The following is a 21901-nucleotide window of genomic DNA, read 5'->3' on the forward strand; positions in this document are numbered from 1 at the left end:
GCAGCATCCTACGTGCCGGCCCTATTTTCCTGCAGGAACCCGCTTCCCGCCCACGAAGTACTCGCGGGTTGACGGCAGGAACCGGCAGACCGCGGCCAGCACCACGCCCAGGGCCAGCAGCACCACGCCGCTGACAAAGGCTCCGCCCACACCGAAGATCTGCGTGTTCCCGTAGGCCGGATCCCACATCTGCGCCGCAGAGATAAAGAAGGCCGCGGTCAGCAGCAGGGCCCCGAGCAGCGGAAGGATTCCGCGGAACCACAGGTTGCGGGCGGACGCACGCAGGCTGTCCCGGAAGTACCAGGCGCAGGCAAAACCGGTGAGGGCGTAGTAGAACGCGATGAACAGACTGATGGAGCTGATGGAATCGGACAGCAGGTTCTCGCTGAGGAAGCTCATGGCCACGTAGTACACGATGGCCGCGGCCCCCATGACCCGGGTTGAGAAGCCGGGGGTCTGGTTCCGCTCGTGGACCTCCCCGAACTTCGGCGGCAGGGCACGGTGCACGCCCATGGACAGGGTGCCGCGGGCGGTGGGCAGGATGGTGGTCTGCGTGGAGGAGAGCACGGACGCCAGCACCGCCACCACCATCAGCCAGCCCCACGGACCCAGCACCACGTCCTTCATCGCCAGGAACACGTCGTCCTGGTTTTCGGCGTTGGCCAGCCCGATTCCCTCAGTTCCCACGGACGCGTACATCATCACCAGCAGCGCCACCGAGACGTAGATGGCCACCAGCACGAATGCCGAGATCACCGCCCCGCGGCCCGGGGTGCTGGCCGGGTTCTCGGTCTCCTCGTTCACCGCCAGGCAGGTGTCCCAGCCCCAGTAGATGAACAGGGCCAGCAGGCTGCCGTGGACCACCGCGCCGGGATCGGCGAACGCTCCGGCCGGGTTGAACCATTCGACGTCGAACGGCTGGCCCGCGGGCGCCCCGCCGGTCAGGCCTGCGATCCGAAGGATGATGGCCACGGCAAAGATGCCCAGCGAAATGTACTGCACGTACGTCAGGGTCCGCTGGACGTGTTCCCCCAGCCGGATCCCGCGGTAGTTGACCATGGTCATGAAGGCGATGAAAAGGACGCCGGTGGCCGTCACCACCGCGTTGTTCCCCGCCAGGGACCCGTCACCGATGAGGAGCCAAAGGTACTGGCCCGCCACCTGCGCCAGGTTGGCCAGGACCACGACGCCGGCCAGGGCCACGCCCCAGCCGCCCAGCCACCCTGCCCAGGGGCCGAAAGCGCGGCGGGCCCAGATGAAGGTGGTGCCGCAGTCCGGCATTGCGCTGTTGAGCTCACGGAAGGCGTAGGCGATGAACAGCACGGGAATGAAGCCCAGGACCAGGATCAGCGGGGTGTAGTTCCCGTTGACGGCCACGATCAGGCCCAGAGTTGCGGCCAGCGAGTACACCGGTGCGGTCGAGGCCAGGCCCAGCATCACCGAGTCGCCAAGGTCCAGGATCCCGGCGCGGAGTCCCTTGCCGGGAACGGCACCGCCGGACTGGCCCCCGGCGCCGCCGGCCGACGTCGTCGTTCGGGTTCTCATGGAGCACCTGTTCTCATATGGCTGTACCTGCCTTGTTCGCGTTGGCCTGCGCCGCCTGGACGCTCAGCGGCGCCGGCGCGTCGATGGTGTTCGGGACGAAGCGGCAGAAATAATCGGTGACCGGCCCGTCGGACTCGCGGATGCCACAGCCCACCGACTCGCCGTCCACCACCCACAGGCCCAGGACCGGGTGGTTGCCGTCGAAGTCGGGGAGGGAGTGGTACTGCTGGTAGCACCAGCCTTCGCGGCCGTATCCGCCCGGCTTCTCCAGACTGATGCCCTCCGCATGGATCCGGATGTTGTCGCCTTCGCGGCCGTGCAGCGGCTTGGCCACCCACTCCCGCAGCGGGCCGGGATCATTGAGGTAGGCGGGCAGCAGGTTCGGGTGGTCGGGGTAGAGGTGCCAAAGGGCGGCCAGAAGCGCCTTGTTGGACAGCAGCATTTTCCAGGCCGGTTCCACCCAGCGGGGATTGTGCGAGCGCTGCAGCAGGCGGTGGCCGAAGGGCTCCTTCATCATCAGCTCCCACGGGTAGAGCTTGAAGATGGTGCTGATCATGAAGTTGTCCATGTCCACAAAGCGCTTCAGGTTGGGGTCCCAGCCGATGTCCGACATGTTGATGCCGATGGTGGTCCACCCGGCCTGGCCGGCCACGTCCCGCATGTAGGCGGCCGTCATCCAGTCCTCGCCTGATTCTTCGGCCTCGGAGTGGGCCACGTGCAGCGTGCTCATCCCCGTGCGGTACTGCAGCTTCTTCCACTGCCGGATCAGTGCCTCGTGGATCCCGTTCCACTGGTCCTTCTCCGGGAAGACGTCCTGCAGCCAGAACCACTGGGCCACGGCCGCCTCGATGAGGCCGGTGGGAGTGTCCGCGTTGTACTCGAGCATCTTGGCGGCGCCGCCCTGGCCGTCATAGATGAAATCGAAGCGGCCGTAGATGTCCACGTCCCCGGCCTGCAGCGACTCTGCGGCCAGTTCCAGCGCCTGCGGTCCGATGCCGATCGGGCCCATGGCGCCCGTTGCCAGGAACTTTGCTGCTTCCAGGCACATGCTGTGCATGTCCTCGGCTGTGACCTCGAGCGCCTCCACCTCGTCCATGCTGAATTCGTAGTAGGCGGCCTCGTTCCAGTACTCGATCTTCTTGCCGCCGGGCAGGGTGGTGGTGGAGAACACCAAGCCCTGTTCCTCGATTTTCTGCTTCCAGTCCGGCCGGGGCTCCGAAAGTAACCGCTTCACGCCTAGCCTCCCGTGCTTCCGCCCTTGGAGCTGCTGCCGAAGCCGCCCCTGCTGACAGTGCCGCCCTTGCTGCTGTAGCCCGTGGACGTCTTGGCCCCCTGCGGCACCGTCCTGGTGAAGTTGGGATAGGCCGTCCGGTTCTGGCCGATGCCCGGAACGCTGGCGCCGCGCGCATAGAAGTACCAGGCATAGAGGGCCCCGCCGCGTCCGGCCGAGCTGTTGCACTGGGTGTCCTCGACGCGCTCGCCCGTCTGCTCGTTGAAGCAGACCTGGGCGTAGTCAGGGTCCTGCTCGTTGCTGGCCACGATCGCCGTGATGGTGCCGGCCAGGAGCGCAGTGACGCCAAGGCCCACCACCACTGTGCGGCGCTGGGACCGCTTCTTCCGTGCTGCGGCGTCGCGCTCGCGGTCACGGGCGAACGGGTCGAAGACGGGGCTGGGCTGGGGAAAGCCGGTTTGGTTCTGGTTGCCTGTGCCTTGCTTTTGTGGGCCCGCGGTTCCCTTGCGGGCCTTGCCCGTGCCTGGCTTTCCAGCGCTTTCCTGTCCAGGGCCTTCCCGTCCCGGGCCTTCCTGTCCCGGCGTGCCGGGGGTCAGCAGCTCGGGGTGGAGCTCAGGCGTTGGCACCTGCCATGGCGGCGGCTTGGCCGGGCCGTCCCCGCCGGACACGTCGTCGCTCCGGCCCCCGTGAGCGTCTTTGCTCGGGTCCTTCTCCGGGTCCATGGTTCCCCCCTGCTGCTCCACGCTGCTGAAACGCGGGTGCTGTTGGCGGCCGGAACGCTTGGCTGCGACCGGCGGAACCGGCTGTCCGTCCAGCCGGTAAACACTGCAGCAAGCCTAGTGGCTGGAAGGTGCTGCGGTGAATAAATTTCCTCGCACAGCGGTCCCTCGAACCACCAAAAGCGCTGGTCAGGCCGAGAACCTAGACTAATGCCATGCACACAGCCACTCTTCTTGCCGTTTGCCGGGTTCACCAGCTCCTTCCGGACGAGGGAAGCGTGGGCGTCACTGCCATCGACAAGCGGCCCGTGGACGGGCCGGTGAAGGTGCACAAGCTTGGTTTGCACGGCGACATCCAGGCCAGCCGCATCCACCACGGGGGAGAGGACCAGGCGCTTTACGCCTATTCCCAGGCCGACGCCGACTACTGGACCGGGGAGCTGCAGCGCGAACTGCCGCCGGGGATCTTCGGTGAAAACCTGCGCGTTGCGGGAATCGAAACGACTGGCGCCGTCATCGGCGAACGTTGGCGGATCGGGCTGGATGTTGAAGTTGAGGTCACCTCGCCGCGTGTTCCATGTGCGACCTTCCAGCGGCGCATGGACGAGGCCCAGTGGGTCAAGCGCTTCACGCAGGCAGGCCGGGTGGGCGCCTACCTGCGCGTCACCAGGACCGGCTCTGTGCAGGCAGGCGACCACGTTCACCGTCTCTTCGTTCCGAAGCATGGTGTGACCGTCGGCCGCTGGTTCAGCGAGCCTGACGTCGATGCCATCGAAGCCCTGCGCGACGCCGAGGCCGACGGCGAAATCCGGCTGCAGCCCGAGTACCACGACCGGTTCGAGAAGATGCTCCGCCGCGTCGACCGTTAGCACGCGAGGGATACGGTTGCGGCGGAAACCGGCGCAGAAATGCCGCGTGTGCGCAAGCTCACCGCCCCTGCAGGCCCCTCGGTTCGTTCTCATGCGGGGTCATGCCCTACACTAGAAATATCCCCCACTCCGGAAATCCCTTATTCCTGCCCAATTTTTGAGGCAGGACTGGCAAGTGTTGGGGCCCGCAAATGTGATGCGGGCAGTTTCATAGGGAGAGCCGGCTGAAGAAAACGCTGTACAGACTGCTGGGATAGCAGCCAAGAGATGCAGTGTGAAGTCCTGCCACGGGATTGCGAAAGCGCCGGACTTCTACGTGACCGGCCGGTCAATGTATGCCCGGCGCCCACGGCACATGTACTGCGGCTCCGCTCACCTCGGGTTGTGCCGCCTGGCCCCCTATGGATGAGGAACATCTCCCTATGCCCGAAAATCACGACGACGCCAACAACACCGAAGCCGCTGAGGCGACCGCCGAAACCGCCAACGTTGAATTCACCGAGGCTGCTGTCCCCGCAGCCGAGCCCGCCGCGGCCGCAGCCCCTGCCGCTGAGGCCCCCGCTGCCAAGGCCGATGAAGACGATGAAGAAGGCGTGAAGTTCGCCGATCTCGGCATCGACGGCCGCGTGCTGGCCGCCCTGCAGGACGTCGGCTACGAAAAGCCTTCCCCGATCCAGGCAGCAACCATCCCGCTGCTGCTTGAAGGCCGCGACGTCGTGGGCCTCGCCCAGACCGGCACCGGTAAGACTGCAGCATTCGCAGTACCGGCACTGTCCCGCCTGGCTGAGCTCCACGACCTCAACGGCCCGTCCCGCAAGACGCAGGCCCTGGTTCTCGCCCCGACCCGCGAGCTCGCGCTCCAGGTTGCCGAGGCTTTCACCTCGTACGCCAAGCACATCGATGACTTCACCGTCCTCCCCGTCTACGGCGGCTCCGCCTACGGTCCCCAGCTCGCCGGCCTGCGCCGCGGTGCACAGGTTGTCGTCGGTACTCCCGGCCGAGTGATCGACCACATTGCCAAGGGCTCCCTGGATCTCTCCGAGCTCCAGTACCTGGTGCTGGACGAGGCCGACGAAATGCTCCGCATGGGCTTCGCCGAAGACGTGGAGCAGATCTTCCAGCAGACCCCGTCGGACCGCCAGGTGGCACTGTTCTCCGCCACCATGCCGAGCCAGATCCGCCGGATGTCCAAGCAGTACCTGAACAACCCGGCCGAGATCTCGGTGAAGTCCAAGACCACCACCGGCGCCAACACCCGCCAGCGCTACCTGCAGGTCATGGGCCCGCACAAGCTCGATGCCATGACCCGCATCCTCGAGGTCGAAGAGTTCGACGGCGTCATCGCCTTCGTCCGCACCAAAATGGCCACCGAGGACCTCGCCGACAAGCTGCGCGCCCGCGGCTTCCAGGCTGCCGCCATCAACGGCGACATCCCGCAGCAGCAGCGCGAACGCACCGTTGACGCGCTCAAGGAAGGCCGCATCGACATCCTGGTTGCCACCGACGTCGCCGCCCGCGGCCTTGACGTCGAGCGGATCAGCCACGTGGTCAACTACGACATCCCGCACGACACCGAGTCTTACGTGCACCGCATCGGCCGGACCGGCCGTGCCGGCCGATCCGGCGACGCGATCCTGTTCATGACTCCGCGCGAGAAGTACCTGCTGCGTTCCATTGAGAAGGCCACGCGCCAGCCTGTGGAGCAGATGCACCTGCCCACCGCTGAGACCGTCAACACCTTGCGTCTGGGCAAGTTCGCCGAGCGCATCACCGAGACGCTCGAGTCCGAAGACGTGGCGGCATTCCGTGACCTGATCGCGTCCTACGAGGAAGAGCACAACGTGCCGGCAGCAGAAATCGCTGCGGCACTGGCAGTGATGGCCCAAGGCGGCCAGCCGCTGCTGGTCAAGGAACTGCCTGCCGCTCCGGAGTACCAGAAGCGCGAACGGTCAAAGGACGGCTTCGGCTCCCGCGGCCCGACCCGCACGCTGACCGAGGGCAACGCCACCTACCGGATCGCCGTCGGCCGGCGCCAGCGCGTCATGCCGGGTTCCATCGTGGGCGCTATCGCCAACGAAGGCGGCATTTCCTCGTCGCAGATCGGCGGCATCGACATCCGCTCGGACCACTCGCTCGTGGAGCTCCCGGCCGACCTGAGCCCCGATCAGCTGAAGGCCCTGTCCCGCACGCGGATCGGCGGCGAGCTGATCCACCTCGAGCTGGACTCCGGCCGCAAGCCTTCCGGTGACCGTGGCAGCTACCAGGGCAACCGTGGCGGCGACCGCGGCGGCAACTTCAAGGGCGGTGGGGGCTTCAAGAAGGAGTTCCGCAAGAACGACGGCGAGCGTTCCTCCGCTGACCGCGGCGGCCGCTCGTACAGCGAGCGTTCCGAGCGCGGCTTCGGCGGCGACCGGGGTCAGTCCAGCGACTCCCGCTTCGGCGGCCACGGTGATGGCGCACGCAAGCCCCGCCACGGCAACGAGGGCGGCCACCGCGACTTCAACCGCAAGGGCAAGTGGTAGTCACCTCATCGCGACGAATCGCGTGATGATGACGCTGCGGTGAATTCCGCATCCGAATAGAAACAGGCCGGCTGATCAGCCGGCCCGTTTCTATTTAAGGCCGTTCGAAGTGGCGGCGTGTTTCCTTCGTCACATCCACGCCCTGCACCGCCCTGGAAGAGTGTCCGGAGGCCGCCCGCTGCCTCCTTCAGGCCTGTATTTACGCGCATTTTCGGCCCCGCAGTGCCCATTCAACCGCCGATTTGTTGAGTGCGAAATCTTCGGGTAGAGTATTTACTCGTTGCCCCCCTAGCTCAGTGGTAGAGCGCGTTCTTGGTAAGAACGAGGTCACCGGATCGATTCCGGTGGGGGGCTCTGAATGAGGGCCTGTGTCAAGGCGGTCTTGACCGGCTTGGCACAGGTTTTTCTCATTCATGGCGGTGTAGCTCAGTTGGTTAGAGCGCACGACTCATAATCGTGAGGTCGGGAGATCGAGCCTCCCCACCGCTACAGAGACTGCAGGTCAGAGGCATACCGCCCCTGGCCTGCTTTTGTTTTTGGGCATGGGCCCCCAAGCACGAAAAAGCCCCGCACCGCCGGTTGGCGGTGCGGGGCTCGCGCGCAGGCCTAAGCCTTGGTGACGCTGATGCGCACGTTCGGGCAGGAGTCGGAGTAGCGGATCAGGGCTGCCTTCTCGGCGCTGTCCACCCGCAGGCCCCAGCGGATCTTCACCGCGATCCAGTTGCCGACGTACTCGCAGCGGTTGGCCGGCGGCATCCAGCCCTCAGGCCCCTTCGCCTGCTTGGCGGAGTTCAGCGCCGCCGTCTGCGCGTTCAGCGACCGTGCGTCGCCGAGGTCGTTGTAGAACGCCACCCGGCGAGCCTGCGACCAGTAGCGGGCACCCGAGCCCCACGCCTCGTGGACGGGAACGGTGTGGTCGATCTCTACGGCCGACGCCAGGGTGTGCGTGCGGTTGTCCCACCTGGTGACCCAGCGGGCCGTGCGCACGGTGCAGCGGCGCGTGGTGGTGTACGTTGCGGCGACTTTTGCCTCCTGCAGCAGGACCTCCGCCCGGGTGTTCTGGCAGTCACGGTTGGTGTCGAGCCAGGTGCCGAAGTAGCGGGTCCGGTCGTAGCCGGCGTTGTTCTCCGCGGCAACCGCGAGGGCGCGGGCAGCGGTGCGCAGCGGCGCGGAATAGTAGTTGCCAGCCTCGGCGGGGACGGCCAGCCCGGTGAGCAGCAGGCCGGCGGCCACGGCGGTAGCGGAGAGCGACCGGACCCAAAGGCCGGACGTGATGGACGCAGTGACGGCAACCGCCCGGCGTCGGGCCTGTTTGAACGGGCCTGTGTGATTGAACGTGCCGAGCGGCATGATTCCCCCATGATGGTTCCTGGAACAGTACGAATTGCTTGATGCATCAACCAGCATGTCAGCCGGAATGCGGCAGAATCGGATCCTTGATCAGGTCTTGACGCAATCCTGTGGGAACGCTGCGACTGCCGCCAAAATCAGCGCAAACGTTGTCTTTCGAGCGGCATGAACCTAAGGTCGGACTGCTGAAGGAGGCACACAAGCAGGCAGGCGGACAAGAGGAGCCGGCATGGCCAGACTGATCTACTCCGGGCTCATGTCCGTCGACGGTTACATAGCGGACCGGGACGGCAACTTCGACTGGGCCGAGCCGGACGCCGAGGTGCATTCCTTCGTCAACGAGCTGATGCGACCGGTGGCAACCCACCTGCTCGGGCGCCGGATGTACGAGGTGATGGCAGCCTGGGAGCATCCGGAGGACTTCGGCGAGATCGCCGAGCTGCCCGCTTACTTCCGCGACTTCGCCAACCTCTGGAAGGCAGCGGACAAGGTGGTCTTCTCCCGCACCCTGCAGGACGTGACCACCGCCCGGACCAGGATCGAGCGGGAGTTCAGCGCCGGCGCCGTCGGTCGGCTCAAGGCAGACGCCAGCCGGGACCTGGCGGTGGGCGGCGCGGAGCTCGCTGCGGCGGCCATCCGGGCAGGGTTGGTGGACGAGTTCCAGATGTTCCTCTCGCCCGTGGCAGTGGGCGGCGGCAAGCGCTTCCTCCCGGACGAAGTCCGCCTCCGGCTTGAGCTGCTCGAGGAGCGGCGGTTCGGCAACGGCACGGTGTTCCTCCGCTACGCCAACCGGACGGAATGACCCGCGGGCGGACTGCGCGTGCAGCGCCAGGGACACAGGGTTGCGACACAATGGGGACATGACCCGAATCGCAATCATCGGCGGCCACGGCAAGGTGGCCCTGCAACTGTCCGCCCTCCTCACGGAACAGGGGCACAGCGTCACGTCCTTCATCCGCAACCCCGACCATGCGGCCGACGTCGCCGCCTCCGGTGCATCGCCGTCGGTCCTTGACGTTGAAAACTCGACGACGGCGGACATCGCCGCCGCGCTCCGGAACCACGACGCCGTGGTCTGGTCAGCCGGAGCCGGGGGAGGGAACCCGGCCCGCACGTACGCGGTGGACCAGGACGCCGCCATCCGTTCCATGGACGCGGCCGCGGAGGCCGCCGTCGGGCGCTACGTGATGGTGTCCTACTTTGGCGCAGGCCCGGACCACGGGGTACCTGAGGGCCACAGCTTCCACGCCTACGCCGAGGCCAAGGCCGCCGCCGACGAGTACCTCCGCAGCACCAACCTCGAATGGACCATCCTGGGGCCGGGCTCCCTGACCGAGGGGCCGGGGAACGGGCTGATCGACGTGAACCCCGAGGACGCCGGCACCGGCACGCACACCTCGCGCGCAAACGTGGCCATCGTTGCCGCCGCGGTGCTGGACCGGCCGGAAACTGCTGGCAAGACCATCGAATTCCGCGACGGCACCGAGCCGGTCGCGGCCGCGCTGGACGCCCTGCAGTAGCGCATGAGTAGCCCTGCAGGGAGCAGGGCAACCGACGAGGCGCCCGGAGTGTTCCCCGGTAGGGTTGAAGGCACGGCCGCCCTCCGTCCAGAGGCGCGGCGCACTCCGGGGAAAGTGGGCACATGGACCAGCTGGCACTCATCGTCGGGCTCCTGCTCGCCACCGTTGTGGCAGTTGGTCTCGGGGACCGGCTGCGGCTGCCCTATCCGGTCCTGATGCTGCTGCTGGCCGTGGCGCTGACCTTCATACCGGGATTCCCGGACATCGAGATTCCGCCGGAGCTGATCCTGCCGATCTTCCTCCCGCCGCTGCTGTTCGCCACGGCTCAGCGGAGCTCCTGGGCCGTCTTCCGGATCCGGTGGCGCACTCTCATCATGCTCGCCGTGGCCCTGGTGGTCATCTCCACCGCGGCGGTCGCCGGCGCCGTCTGGCTCATGATCCCGGGGATCGGGATCCCCGCCGCCATCGCGCTGGGAGCCATGGTGGCCCCGCCGGATCCGGTTGCCGTGGAGTCCGTTGCCGGCCGCGTGCACATGCCCCGGCGGCTGATCACGGTGCTGCAAAGCGAAGGGCTCTTCAACGACGCCGCCGCCATCGTCATCTTCCAGGCAGCTGTTGCCGCCGCCGTCGGCGGTACAAGGATAGGGCCCGACGTCGTCCTCAAGTTCGTCGTGGGAGCGGCGCTTGCCGTCGTGGTCGGTATTGCCATGGGCTGGCTGACGTCGCTGATCACGCGGCTCGTGGCCTCCATGGTGGCCCGCAGCGCCGTGACCCTGGTGGTGCCTTTTGCCGCGTACATCCTGGCGGAGGAATTCCACGCCTCCGGCGTCATCGCCGTTGTGGTCACCGCCTTGGAGATGCAGCGGCACACCCGCCCGCAGGACGCCGCGGAGCGGGTGACCCGGACGGCCTTCTGGGACGTGGTGGAGCTCCTGGTGACGGGGCTTGCCTTCGGGCTCGTGGGGCTCGAAATCCAGGACGTGGTCCATACGGAGGGCGCGGCTATCTTCGGCATGGTGGGAACCGCCGTCGTGGTCTGCGTCCTGGTGTTCGCCGTCCGGTTCGGCTGGCTGGGACTGCTGGCGGTGTCAGCCCGCAAACGGAAGAACCTGCTGCAGCCGACCTCCGCGAAGGAGGTCCTGATCCTGACGTGGTGCGGCATGCGCGGCCTCGCCACCCTGGCCCTTGCGCTGGCACTGCCGCTGACGCTCGCGGACGGCACGCCGTTCCCGGCCCGGGATGAACTGCTGGTCATCGCCTGTGCGGTGCTGCTGGCCACACTGGTGCTGCCGGGGCTGACCCTGCCGTGGCTCATGAAGGTCCTGAATGCATCCCAGGACGGAACCGAGGAGCGCGATGCGGCCCGGCTCCTGGCCCGCCGTGCGCAGGCAGCTGCCGTCGCTGCGCTGAAGGACAACGAGCTCATGAAGGAGCTGCCGCCGGAGAAGGTGGCGCTCGTGAAGGAGAAGATGACCCGGCTCCATGCCGAACTGCTGGACGGCAGCCTTCGCAACGAGAGCCTGGCCGAGAAGCGTGAGCGGGGCAGGGAGCTGGCCATCGCCGTCCAGACCATCGCGCTGGATGCTGCGCGGCAGGAAGTCGTCGCGGCCCGCAGTGAGCCGGACATGGACCCCGAGGTGGCCGACAGGGTACTGCGCCAGCTCGACCTGCGGACCATGATCATGCCGGAGTAGGGGGCATGCCGGAATAGAACAGCGCGAACGTACAGTTGGGGCCCCAAAAGTGTCTAATTTTGGGGCCCCAACTGTACGTTCGCGCCTGTCCTGGGTTACGCCGGGAGGTTGAGCTCCAGGTCCAGCGTGTTCGTCTCCACGTAGTCCAGGGCCCGCCGGACCGCGCCCACTGTCACGATTGAATCGCCCAGCGGCGAGACCGCCACCCGCGGCGGGGTGGCGGTGAACTCCGGCAGCCGGGCGGCAATGGGCCCGAGCAGGACCCCCGCAGAGTTGGCCACGGCCCCGCCGATCACCACGAGTTCGGGGTTGATCATGGTGGCCACCGAGCCGATCACCCGGGCCATCCTGTCGGCCAGCCGGTCAAGGATCTTCAGTGCCACCGCGTCGCCGGCGGCTGCCGCGGCAAAGACGTGCTCCGCCTCGGCCCCTGTCGCGGCGTGTTCGCGGAGGGACGTCTCTGCGGTGCCCTCCAGCGCCTCCGCGGCCCAGGTCCGCGCCAGCGTCGCTATGCCGAACGTGTCGCCCACGCCCTCCACCAGGTCAAGATACGCGAGTTCACCGGCGCCACCACCGCTGCCGCGCAGCAGGCGGCCGTCTTCGATGACGCCCGAACCGAAGCGCTCACTGGCCAGGATCACGACGACGTCGTCCACGCCCGCCGCCGCGCCCCGCCACCGGTCCCCGAGGGCGGCGAGGTTGGCGTCGTTCTCCAGCAGCACCGTCCATCCGTGCAGCTTGTCCAGTGCGGGCTTAAGTCCGACGTCGAACAGCCCCCAGAAATGCTGGGCGGCCAGGATGTTGCCTTTCCGGTCCACCGGGGCGGCGATGCCGGCGCACACGGCCAGCACGTCGTCGGGGGAGGCCCCCACACTTTGCAGCGCCATTGTGGCGGCCCGGTCAATGACAGCAACGCGTTCCCCTGCAGAGATGTCCTCGATCTCAAACGGCTGGCTGGCCCGTCCCAGGGCCTTGCCGCGAAGATCGGACACCACCACCGTAGCCTTCGAGAAGCCCACGTCCATTCCAAGGACGTAGCCTGCACGCTCGTTGAGTTCGAACCGGCGGGCGGGCCGTCCCTTCTGGTAGCCGCCAAAGGCGCGCTGGTTCTCCAGCTCGATGATCCACCCGCGCTGCACGAGGTCCTCGCACACGGAAATGGCGGTGGCCCGGGTCAGGCCGGTGGCCTGGATGACCTCGGTAACCGTCACCGCACCCGATGCGCGCATGAAATCCAGGACCGCTCCGGCGCTCACGCGGCGAAGCAGCTGCGGCGTGGCCGCCGTCATTTCGGACATGGTGTTGACCTCCTTGTGCTCTGCCCCACATAATACTTGAGGAACTAAATTTAGATTCCATATAAACTGACCACGTGGGCCGGACGGCCGCCGGCCACAGGATTCTCCTTCCAGCTTTTTCCTCAGCCTTTTGCAAAGGAGCAACTGTGAACTGCCCTTCGAAGCACCGCCAATTCCGGAAGCCGCAACGCCGCGCCACCTGCCCGCACTCCGCCCCGGCCTCCGCACTGTGAACGCAACCCCGCTCAGCCGCCGCGCGCTGTTCAAGGCGGCCGGCCTCGCCGGCGCTGCAGCTGTCCTTCCGCTCGCGGGCTGCGGCTCCGTGCCCAGCAGCCAGAACGGCGTCACCACGCTGCGCTTCATGCAGAACAAGCCCGAGGTGGTGGGCTACTTCAACCAGGTCATCAAGGACTTCGAGGCCCTCAACCCGGACATCCGCGTCATCCAGGACTTCAACGAGGGCAACTTCGTTCCGGGCCTGGTCCGCAACGACCCGCCCGACGTCGTGACCCGCGGCTTCGCCCAGGCCACCGCCGACTTCGTCCGCAAGGGCGTGTTCGCGGACCTCTCCGACCTGCCTGCCGCGTCCACGATCGACCCCAAGATCCAGGACCTGGTCAGCTCGTGGGGACAGTACAACGGGCATGAGACCAGCGCCCTCCCGTTCTCCCTGGCCGCTGCCGGGGTCATCTACCGCCGGGATATCTTCGAAGCCCAGGGCGTGTCCGTCCCCACGACGTGGGACGAGTTCGTCGCGGCCTGCGAGAAGTTCAAGGCTGCCGGCATCACCCCCATCTACGGCACCTTCAAGGACAACTGGACCCTCGGGCAGGGCATGTTCGACTACGTGGCCGGCGGCGCCCTGGACATCGCGCACTTCTTCGCCAGGCTCACGGCCAAGGGCGCCGCCATCAGCGCGGACGCCGCGGAGTCGTTCACCAGCAACTTCGGCCCGGCCCTGCCCAAGATGCTCGAGCTGGCATCGTTCTCGCAGAAGGGCGCCGCCAGCAAGAACTACGCGGATGGCAATGCTGCGTTCGCCAAGGGCCAGGCGGCGATGTACCTGCAGGGCCCGTGGGCGCTTTCCCAGCTTGTGGCCGCCAACAAGAACGTCAGGCTCGGCAGCTTCCCGCTGCCCGTCACGAACAACCCCGCGGACACCAAAGTTCGGGTGAACGTGGACATGGCCCTGTCCATCACGCGCAACACTCCGAACATGGCGGCAGCGCGGCGGTTCGTCAGCTACCTGCTGGACCCCTCGGTGGTGAACACGTACAACGAGAAGAACGCGGCGTTCTCGCCGCTCAAGGAAGCTCCCGCCGTCGAGAATCCGCAGATCACCGGCCTCGCCGCCTCGGTGCGCGAGGGGCGTTACTACCAGGGCGCAACCACCTACTTCCCGCCGTCGGTACCGCTGTACAACTATGTCCAGGCCTTCGTGTACGGCAAGAACGGCCAGCAGTTCCTTTCCGCCCTTGACGACGAATGGCGCCGGGTCGCCGAGCGCACCGCGGTCTGATCCGCCCAAATCCAGGAGCCCCCATGACTACAACCTCCGAGATGGCGCAGGCATCCCAGCCCGCCGCTTCGACAGTTCCCTCGAAAGCCACGAAGCGGGCTGTCAGGTCCAAGAACAAGATCGACCCCACCTACTACTGGATGGTGGTGCCTGTCCTGGCGCTGTTCGCCTTCTTCATCACCCTTCCGGCACTCGTGGGCGTGTTCTTCAGCCTGACGAACTACGCCGGCTACGGCGACTGGAAGTTCATCGGACTGTCCAACTACGTCAACATCTTCCGGGACCCGGCCATCCTGCAGTCCTACATCTTCACGTTCGTTTTCGCCCTGACCACCACGGTGGTGGTCAACGTCGTGGCACTCGCGATCGCCCTCGGCCTGAACGCCAAGATCAAGTGGCGTACAGGCATCCGCACCGTGTTCTTCATCCCCATGGTGCTCTCGGCCCTGGTGGTGTCCTTCGTGTTCAACTACCTGTTCTCCAACACCCTGCCCGTGCTGGCGGAGCGCTTCGGCGTGACGCCGCTGGCCACGAGCATCCTGGCCAACGAGAACCTCGCCTGGCTGGCCATCGTGCTGGTCACGGTCTGGCAGGCGGCTCCCGGCGCCACCATCATCTACCTGGCCGGGCTGCAGAGCGTCCCGGCCGAGGTGTATGAAGCCGCCGACCTCGACGGCGCCGGCAGCTTCCGGCAGTTCCTGAGCCTGACCCTGCCACTGATCCTCGGGTACCTCATCATCAACGTGATCCTCGGCTTCAAGGGCTTCCTCGGGACCTACGAAATCATCGTGGGCCTCACCGGCGGAGGGCCGGGCATGGCCACCCAGTCCGTGGCCATGCGGATCTTCTCCGGCTTCACGGGCGGGGACTACTCCTACCAGATGGCGAACGCGGTCATCTACTTCCTGATCACCCTGCTCATCTCTGTCATCCAGCTGCGCCTCATCCAGCGCCGGGGGGTTTCTCTCTAATGACCGCATCCACACTTTCCAAGCCGGCGAACAGCACCGCCCCGCTCCGCCGGAAGAACCTGTCCGGCAGGACCCGCAAGTCCGGCCGGGAGGGCTACAAGGTCAACTGGTGGCTCACCGCGCTGATGCTGGTGGCGTCCCTGACCGTCCTGCTGCCGCTGTACTTCACCGTGGCCATGGCTCTGAAGTCCCCGGAGCAGATCGGAACGGGCACCGGCCTGGCCTGGCCGAACCCGGTGAACTGGGAGAACTTCGCCGCCGCGTACGTGGCCACCAACTTCCCGGTTGCCTTCATGTCCACCGCCTTTGTCACGGTCTTCAGCGTCCTCGGTTCGCTGGCCTGCAGCTCGCTGGTGGCCTACGCCATCGCCAGGAACTGGAACCGGAGGTTCTTCCGGGGCTCCTTTGTGTACCTGCTCTCGGCCATGTTCATCCCGTTCCCGGTGATCATCCTGCCCCTGATCAAGCAGACGGCCCTCCTCGGCCTGGACAACCCGGGCGGCGTGGTGTTCCTGCACGTGCTGGGCGGCATCTCGTTCAACACGCTGCTGTACATCGCCTTCGTCCGCTCCATTCCGGTGGAGCTGGAGGAATCGGCCCGGCTCGACGGCGCCACCACATGGCAGGTGTTCCGCAAAATCATCTTCCCGCTGCTGGCCCCCATGAACGCCACCGTGGGAATCTTCGCTTTCCTCGGCTCATGGAACGACTTCCTGCTGCCGCAGATGATGATCGCCGATCCCGCCCTGCAGACCCTTCCCGTGGTGCAGATGCTCTTCCAGGGAGAGTTCAACACCAACTACAGCCTCGCATTCGCGTCCTACCTGATGGCCATGGCCCCCACTTTGGTGGTTTACATCCTGGCCCAGCGTTGGGTACTGTCCGGAGTCATGCGCGGGGCCGTCAAGTAGACCCATCAAATCCAGTCCAGCAACAACCCCAACCACAAGAAAAGGATCATCCCTTGTCCACCACCGCCACGCTGGCAACCCTTTCCGATTCCGACCGTCTGGCCGATCCGAACTGGTGGCGCCAAGCGTCCGTCTACCAGATCTATCCCCGCAGCTTCTCCGACTCGAACGGTGACGGCCTGGGCGACATCAAGGGCATCACGGCCAAGGTCCCGTACCTGAAATCCCTCGGGATCGACGCCGTCTGGCTCAGCCCGTTCTACCCCTCGGCGCTCGCCGACGGCGGCTACGATGTGGACGATTACCGCAACGTGGACCCGAAGCTCGGAACACTTGACGACTTTGACGAGATGGCCAACGCGCTCCACGCCGCCGGCATCAAGCTGATCGCGGACATCGTGCCGAACCACTCCTCGGACCGGCACGAATGGTTCAAGGAAGCCCTGGCCTCCCCGAAGGGCTCCGCCGCGCGGGACCGGTACATCTTCCGGGACGGCAAAGGCCCCAACGGCGAGTTCCCGCCGTCGGACTGGGACTCCGTCTTCGGCGGCCCCGCCTGGGAGCGCATCACCGAACCGGACGGCACCCCCGGCCAGTGGTACATGCACATCTTCGCCAAGGAGCAGCCGGACCTGAACTGGGCCAACCGGGAAATCCGCGACGACTTCCTCAAGACCCTGCGCTTCTGGTCCGACCGCGGAGTGGACGGCTTCCGCGTTGACGTGGCGCACGCGCTCACCAAGGACCTCACCGAACCGCTGCTCTCCAAGCTGGAGCTGAGCGCCGCCAACAGCGGAACCGACGGGTTCGACGACGGGTCGCACCCGTTCTGGGACCGCGACGAGGTGCACGAGGTCTACGCCGAGTGGCGCGAGGTCTTCAACGAATACAACCCGCCGCGCACCGCCGTCGCCGAGGCCTGGGTGCACGCCACCCGCCGTGCCCGCTACGCCAGCCCTGAGGGCCTGGGCCAGGCGTTCAACTTCGACCTCCTGCAGGCGGACTTCGACGCCGAGGAGTTCCACGAGATCATCACCCGCAACCTGGCCGAGGCGGCCGCCACCGGCGCCTCCTCGACCTGGGTCTTCTCCAACCACGACGTCGTCCGGCACGCCACCCGGTACGGCCTGCCCAAGGGATCCAAGGGCAAGCACGCCAAGGGCCAGGACGGCAAGGCCTGGCTGCTGGCCGGCGGACCCGAGGAGGAACTCGACGCCGAACTCGGCCAGCGCCGCGCCCGCGCCGCCACGCTCCTCATGCTCGCCCTGCCCGGCTCCGCCTATCTGTACCAGGGCGAGGAACTCGGCCTGCAGGAAGTGGCGGACATCCCGGAGTCCGAACGCCAGGACCCGTCATTCTTCCGCAACAGGGGAGTGGAAGTGGGCCGCGACGGCTGCCGCGTGCCGCTGCCGTGGGCCGTGGAAGGGACGTCCTTCGGGTTCGGCGACGGCGGCGCACACCTGCCGCAGCCCGACTGGTTCAGCAGCTACGCTGTCGAGGCGCAGGACGGCACCCACGGTTCGACGCTCGAGCTCTACCGCACCGCCCTCAAGCTCCGCCGCGAGCTGCAGGCGGACGAAGAGCTGGCATGGATCGAAACCGGAAACCCGGACGTCCTGCACTTCAGCCGCCCCGGTGGCTGGCAGGCGGTGACCAACTTTGGGGACACCGCCGTCGACCTTCCCAGGGGCACCGTGCTGGTGAGCAGTGCGCCGCTGGAAGGCGGCAAGCTGCCGGCCAACACCACAGCCTGGCTGCGCTGACCACTGGTGCGATGACTGCTGACTGAATAACAAACCGCTGGCGTATCCCGGTCTCTGACCGGGATACGCCAGCGGGCCCGTTTAACCGCCCTCGTGGGTACCCCCGCCAGCCTCTGTGCTGTGCCGGGAACAAGTGAAAGAGTGATGCCATGACTGAACAGACAGCAGTCCCGAACGGCCGGCTGCTCTACGGCTGCATGGGCCTGGGCGGGGACTGGTCGACTGAACCCCACGAAATCACCGACGTCGAAGCCGCGGCTGAGGCCATCGAGGCAGCACTGGACATCGGAGTTACGCTCTTTGACCACGCCGACATCTACCGCCACGGAAAGGCGGAGGCCGTCTTCGGCGAGGTCCTGGCCGGCACCAGCGGGCTACGGGAGCGCATCCAGCTGCAGACCAAGTGCGGCATCCGGCTGAACGAGCGGGGGCTGGAGACCCACTACGACCTGAGCGCCGACGCCATCATCGAGCGCGTGAACGGCAGCCTCGAGCGCCTGCGCACCGATTACGTGGATATCCTCCTGCTGCACCGCCCGGATCCCCTGACGGACCCCGCGGAGGTGGCGGCCGCCGTCGGGAAGCTGATGGCGGAAGGTAAGGTGCGGGCGCTGGGGGTGTCCAACATGTCCGCCGCCCAGATCGAGTTCCTGCAGGACAGCCTCGAGACCCCGGTAGTGGCCAACCAGCTGGAGCTCAGCCTGCTCAAGCGCGACTGGCTGGAGAGCACCGTGCTGGTCAACCATCCCGATGCCGGCAGCTACAGCTTTCCGCACGGGACGCTGGAGTACTGCGCCCGGCAAGGGATCACGCTGCAGGCCTACGGCGCACTGGCCCGCGGCCACTACACCGGCAACCCGCCCGAACGGCCCACGCCGGCAGAGAGCGCCACGGCCGCGCTGCTGGCGGAGATGGCCCGGGAAAAGGACACCACCGTGGAGGCGGTGCTGCTGGGGTGGCTCATGAAGCACCCGGCCGGGATCGCTCCGGTCATCGGCACCGCCAACCCGGACCGGATCCGGGCCTGCGCCGGGGCCTCGCGCGCGGCCCAGACCATGACCCGGGCCGAGTGGTACCGGCTGTGGGTCACGGCCCGGGGCAGCAACATCCCTTAAGCCCAAAGGCCCAACTGGCTCGCAGTTGTTGTCGTTTTGAGCCGTCAAAACGACGTTAACTGCCAGTCAGTTGGGCCTGGGCTGCCCCAAACAGCCTTACAGCGGGGCGATCTCCGAGTACGTGGAGGCATCACCCTTCAGGGACTGGCTCTGCTTGCCGTCCACGCCCGCCGGGATGTCCCCGGCAATGGTGACGCGGTTGAGCTTGCGGGGCTGGCCGTCGTAGTTGTCCGGTGCGTAGTGCTGGGTGATCCGGTTGTCGAAGAGCACCAGCTGGTTGGGCTCCCAGTTCACGCGGACCACGTTTTCGGGACGGGTGACGTAGGCCTGGAGCAGGCGGATGATATCCCTGGACTCGGTGTTGGACAGGCCAACGATCCGCAGGCGCTGCGCGAAGCCCCCAATGAACAATCCGCGCTCGCCGGTCAGCGGGTGGACCCGCACCACGGGGTGGGCCGTCTCGAACTTGAGCCGGGTGAACTCCTTGCGGCGCTCCTCGGCGTTCGCGTGCTCCAGGTTCTTGGGCACCGAGTAGTCGTAATCGTTGGTGTGGATTGCCCAGAGGGTGTCGGCGAAGTTCCGCAGCTCGTCCGGCAGGTCGCTGTAGGCGCCGGCGGAGGAGGCGATCAGCGTCTCGCCGCCGTAGGCCGGCAGGTCGATGCTGCGCAGGGTGGACGCCTGCGGCGGGTTGACCACGAACGTGACATCGGTGTGCCAGTTGTTGGCCGAACCGTTCTCGCTGTCCACAGGGAGGACGTTCTCTTCGCCCGCCACGGACGCCACGGTGGGGTGCGCCTTGGTGAGCGGGCCGAAGTGGCTGGCGAACTTCACCTGCGCCTCGTCGGTAAGGATGTTGGCTTCGCGGAACACGAGGGCCTTGTGCTCGTTGAGGGCCGCACGGATTTCTGCAACGGTCTCTGCGGACAGGGCGCCGCTGAGGTCCAGGCCGCGGATCTCGGCGCCGATGCGGGAGCCCAGCTTGGAGAATTCGAGCTTTGTTTCGGTAATGACAGTCATCGTTCTTTCCTCACTTTGTGCTGCGGATACTTTTTGAATCGGGCGGTAATTCGGATCAGGCGTTACTTTGAATCGGTCAGGAGTCCGTTGAACTCATTGGTGTAGAGCTTCTTGGTATCCAGGCCGGACTTGATGATGCCGGCGGATTTCAGGTACTCCTCCCAGCGGGTGAAGTCCTCATCCTTGATCTCGCCCTTGGCCGGGACGCCGACGCTCTTCCAGTACTGCAGGGCGGCGGGGTTCTCATTGCGGCCGCGTTCCTTCAGGATCTTGGTGAGCCGGGCAATGACTTCCTTGCGGGGCGTGGCCCGCTCCCACTCGATGGCCTTCGCCACGCCCGTGGTGAAGGTCCGGACCGTGTTGGGGTTCTGGGCGAGGAAGTCTTCCCGGAAGACGTAGGGGCCGCCGGCAAACGCACCAAACAGGTCGAAGTCGCTGAAGACGGACCGCAGCCCGCCGTTGGCGACGGCCTTGTCCTGCAGGATGCTGCCGAGGGAGCCGGCGTCCACCTGGCCGCGGCGGATGGCTTCCTCCGTGTCGTTCGGCGGAACCACCACCAGCTGGACCTGCTTGATCTCGTCCGCGCTCAGGCCATTCTTGCGGAGGTAGGTGTTGATGACTGCCTCGGAGTGGGCGCCGAGGGTGTTCACGGCGATCTTCTTGCCGATGAAGTCCCGGGCCGTCTTGATCGGGCTGTCCTCCTTCACGTAAAAGCCGTTGAAGGTCTTGCTGTCCTCGCCGTAGTAGTTGATGACGGCCTTCACCGGAGCCCCGGCCTCCACGAGCTTCACCACGGCACCGGCAAAGGCGCCGCCGAAGTCGGTCTGGCCTGTCGCTGCGGACTGGATGTCCTGGGGGCCGCTGATGGTGTTGCCCACCCAGTTCAGCTTGACGTCGCCCAGGTAGCCGAGGTCCTCCGCCAGCTCTGGCAGGGTCACGCTGTTGGCCCAGCCCTGGTAGCGGAGCTCCTTCACTTCATTCGCACCGGGTGCGCCGGCGCCGCCTGTGTCATCGCCGGCGGCGCTCCCGCCGCAGCCGGACACCGTCAGGGCGATGACGACGGCGGCCGCAGCACTCAGGATGGTCAGGTGTCGTTTCATTGGGGGTTCCTTCAGGGGTTTGGTTGGCTGGTTCACCACGTTCGCTCCGGCCGCTGCAACGGCCGATGGATCGATGTAAACGCACTCGGAGGAAGCAGAAAAGTGCCCGGGTCACGGCGCGAAACCCTTGGAAATCCGCGGAAACACGGCGCAACAGCGGGACACGATGCGCCCCGTTGCGGCGGGTGAATCTCCGTGACAGGCGGCAGTAAAGATCCCCGCCATGGGCGGTACACTGTGGGATTTGGGCGCTGCGCGGACGGCTTTTGTTCGTATTGGTCTGCCCTGCGGGGCGGATCTGCGTCGCGCATACGGGCGCGCGCCCGATACGGTAGAACCATGACGTCTTCCTCCACAGCCGAGATCACCCGGCAAGAACGCAATATCCCCGCCGAGATCGCCCGCTCGTGGCTGCTTGTCAACGCAATGAAAACCGAGCTTTTCGACCAGTCCGCGGTGTCCCGCGCGGACTCGATCATCCTGGACATCGAAGACGCCGTTGACCCCTCGCAGAAGGATGCCGCCCGCGAGAACGTGGTGAACTGGCTCTCCGGCGGCGGCCAGGCCTGGGTGCGGATCAACGACGCCACCAGCAAGTTCTGGGCTGATGACCTCGCGGGCCTGCGCGGCACGCCGGGGCTGCTCGGCGTCATGCTGGCCAAGACGGAGTCGGCTGACCAGGTCACCGAGTCCTTCCACCGCATGGATGGCAAGACGCCGGTCATCCCGCTCGTGGAATCCGCGCTCGGCATCGAAG

Annotated in this window: 18 protein-coding genes and 2 tRNA genes; 13 read left to right on the forward strand and 7 right to left on the reverse strand. The window is 66.5% G+C overall.

The window, feature by feature from the left end; translation table 11 throughout:
- Positions 1-21 precede the first annotated feature (21 nt).
- The 3 genes from CXZ05_RS18030 to CXZ05_RS18040 are packed head-to-tail and all read right to left on the reverse strand — an operon-like array spanning position 22 to position 3498.
- A complete protein-coding gene (locus tag CXZ05_RS18030; RefSeq protein ID WP_102973892.1) occupies positions 22-1545 on the reverse strand; it encodes an APC family permease in 1524 nt (507 codons plus the stop codon).
- 13 nt (positions 1546-1558) lie between these two features.
- Positions 1559-2779 carry a glutathionylspermidine synthase family protein gene (locus tag CXZ05_RS18035; RefSeq protein ID WP_102973893.1) on the reverse strand — a complete coding sequence of 407 codons (1221 nt, stop codon included), beginning with the start codon at positions 2777-2779 and terminating at the stop codon, positions 1559-1561.
- A 2-nt stretch (positions 2780-2781) separates the two neighbouring features.
- A complete protein-coding gene (locus CXZ05_RS18040) occupies positions 2782-3498 on the reverse strand; it encodes a Tat pathway signal protein (RefSeq protein WP_102973894.1) in 717 nt (238 codons plus the stop codon).
- 212 nt (positions 3499-3710) lie between these two features.
- Here CXZ05_RS18040 and CXZ05_RS18045 point away from each other — a divergent pair, with 212 nt between their 5' ends.
- The 4 genes from CXZ05_RS18045 (at position 3711) to CXZ05_RS18060 (ending at position 7375) form a co-directional block, all read left to right on the forward strand.
- Positions 3711-4364: an MOSC domain-containing protein gene (locus tag CXZ05_RS18045; protein WP_102973895.1), complete on the forward strand. Its 654-nt coding sequence runs from the start codon at positions 3711-3713 to the stop codon at positions 4362-4364.
- 422 nt (positions 4365-4786) lie between these two features.
- Positions 4787-6886 (forward strand): DEAD/DEAH box helicase, encoded by a 2100-nt coding sequence (locus CXZ05_RS18050; protein ID WP_102973896.1) that lies wholly within the window; start codon positions 4787-4789, stop codon positions 6884-6886.
- Between the two features lie 282 nt (positions 6887-7168).
- A tRNA-Thr gene (locus CXZ05_RS18055) sits at positions 7169-7240 on the forward strand.
- Positions 7241-7301: 61 nt separating this feature from the next.
- Positions 7302-7375, forward strand: a tRNA-Met gene (locus tag CXZ05_RS18060).
- Between the two features lie 117 nt (positions 7376-7492).
- Here the strand turns inward: CXZ05_RS18060 and CXZ05_RS18065 are convergent.
- A complete protein-coding gene (locus tag CXZ05_RS18065; RefSeq protein ID WP_102973897.1) occupies positions 7493-8236 on the reverse strand; it encodes an HNH endonuclease family protein in 744 nt (247 codons plus the stop codon).
- Positions 8237-8465: 229 nt separating this feature from the next.
- On the opposite strand from CXZ05_RS18065, the gene CXZ05_RS18070 reads away from it, so the two are divergent.
- The 3 genes from CXZ05_RS18070 to CXZ05_RS18080 all read left to right on the forward strand — a co-directional run bounded on the left by CXZ05_RS18070 (position 8466) and on the right by CXZ05_RS18080 (position 11450).
- The gene (locus CXZ05_RS18070; protein WP_102973898.1) at positions 8466-9038 is read left to right on the forward strand and encodes a dihydrofolate reductase family protein; all 573 of its coding nucleotides are present in this window, start codon (positions 8466-8468) and stop codon (positions 9036-9038) included.
- A gap of 58 nt (positions 9039-9096) precedes the next feature.
- Complete coding sequence (locus CXZ05_RS18075) at positions 9097-9756, forward strand: NAD(P)H-binding protein (RefSeq protein WP_102973899.1); 660 nt, start codon at positions 9097-9099, stop codon at positions 9754-9756.
- A 122-nt stretch (positions 9757-9878) separates the two neighbouring features.
- Positions 9879-11450 carry a Na+/H+ antiporter gene (locus CXZ05_RS18080; RefSeq protein ID WP_102973900.1) on the forward strand — a complete coding sequence of 524 codons (1572 nt, stop codon included), beginning with the start codon at positions 9879-9881 and terminating at the stop codon, positions 11448-11450.
- Positions 11451-11545: 95 nt separating this feature from the next.
- Here CXZ05_RS18080 and CXZ05_RS18085 read toward each other — a convergent pair whose 3' ends face one another.
- Positions 11546-12748 carry an ROK family transcriptional regulator gene (locus CXZ05_RS18085; protein ID WP_102973901.1) on the reverse strand — a complete coding sequence of 401 codons (1203 nt, stop codon included), beginning with the start codon at positions 12746-12748 and terminating at the stop codon, positions 11546-11548.
- Between the two features lie 229 nt (positions 12749-12977).
- Here CXZ05_RS18085 and CXZ05_RS18090 point away from each other — a divergent pair, with 229 nt between their 5' ends.
- From CXZ05_RS18090 to CXZ05_RS18110, 5 genes are all read left to right on the forward strand, one after another.
- The gene (locus tag CXZ05_RS18090) at positions 12978-14267 is read left to right on the forward strand and encodes an ABC transporter substrate-binding protein (RefSeq protein WP_102973918.1); all 1290 of its coding nucleotides are present in this window, start codon (positions 12978-12980) and stop codon (positions 14265-14267) included.
- A gap of 23 nt (positions 14268-14290) precedes the next feature.
- A complete protein-coding gene (locus CXZ05_RS18095) occupies positions 14291-15238 on the forward strand; it encodes a carbohydrate ABC transporter permease (protein WP_102973902.1) in 948 nt (315 codons plus the stop codon).
- Positions 15238-16149: a carbohydrate ABC transporter permease gene (locus CXZ05_RS18100; RefSeq protein ID WP_102973903.1), complete on the forward strand. Its 912-nt coding sequence runs from the start codon at positions 15238-15240 to the stop codon at positions 16147-16149. The genes CXZ05_RS18095 and CXZ05_RS18100 overlap by 1 nt, the downstream gene beginning before the upstream one ends.
- A 53-nt stretch (positions 16150-16202) precedes the next feature.
- Complete coding sequence (locus CXZ05_RS18105; RefSeq protein ID WP_102973904.1) at positions 16203-17912, forward strand: glycoside hydrolase family 13 protein; 1710 nt, start codon at positions 16203-16205, stop codon at positions 17910-17912.
- 149 nt (positions 17913-18061) lie between these two features.
- Entirely contained in the window at positions 18062-19027 is a 966-nt protein-coding gene (locus CXZ05_RS18110) for an aldo/keto reductase family oxidoreductase (protein ID WP_102973905.1), read from the forward strand.
- Between the two features lie 96 nt (positions 19028-19123).
- Here the strand turns inward: CXZ05_RS18110 and CXZ05_RS18115 are convergent, their stop codons facing one another.
- Both CXZ05_RS18115 and CXZ05_RS18120 read right to left on the reverse strand, forming a co-directional pair.
- Complete coding sequence (locus tag CXZ05_RS18115; protein WP_102973906.1) at positions 19124-20044, reverse strand: TauD/TfdA family dioxygenase; 921 nt, start codon at positions 20042-20044, stop codon at positions 19124-19126.
- 62 nt (positions 20045-20106) lie between these two features.
- Positions 20107-21144, reverse strand: coding sequence for an ABC transporter substrate-binding protein (locus CXZ05_RS18120; protein ID WP_102973907.1), 1038 nt, complete (start codon positions 21142-21144; stop codon positions 20107-20109).
- A gap of 339 nt (positions 21145-21483) precedes the next feature.
- Here CXZ05_RS18120 and CXZ05_RS18125 point away from each other — a divergent pair.
- The coding region (locus CXZ05_RS18125; RefSeq protein WP_258006636.1) for a CoA ester lyase at positions 21484-21901 on the forward strand (418 nt) is incomplete at its 3' end.

The sequence above is a fragment of the Arthrobacter sp. AFG20 genome, assembly GCF_002892795.1.
GTDB lineage: Bacteria > Actinomycetota > Actinomycetes > Actinomycetales > Micrococcaceae > Arthrobacter.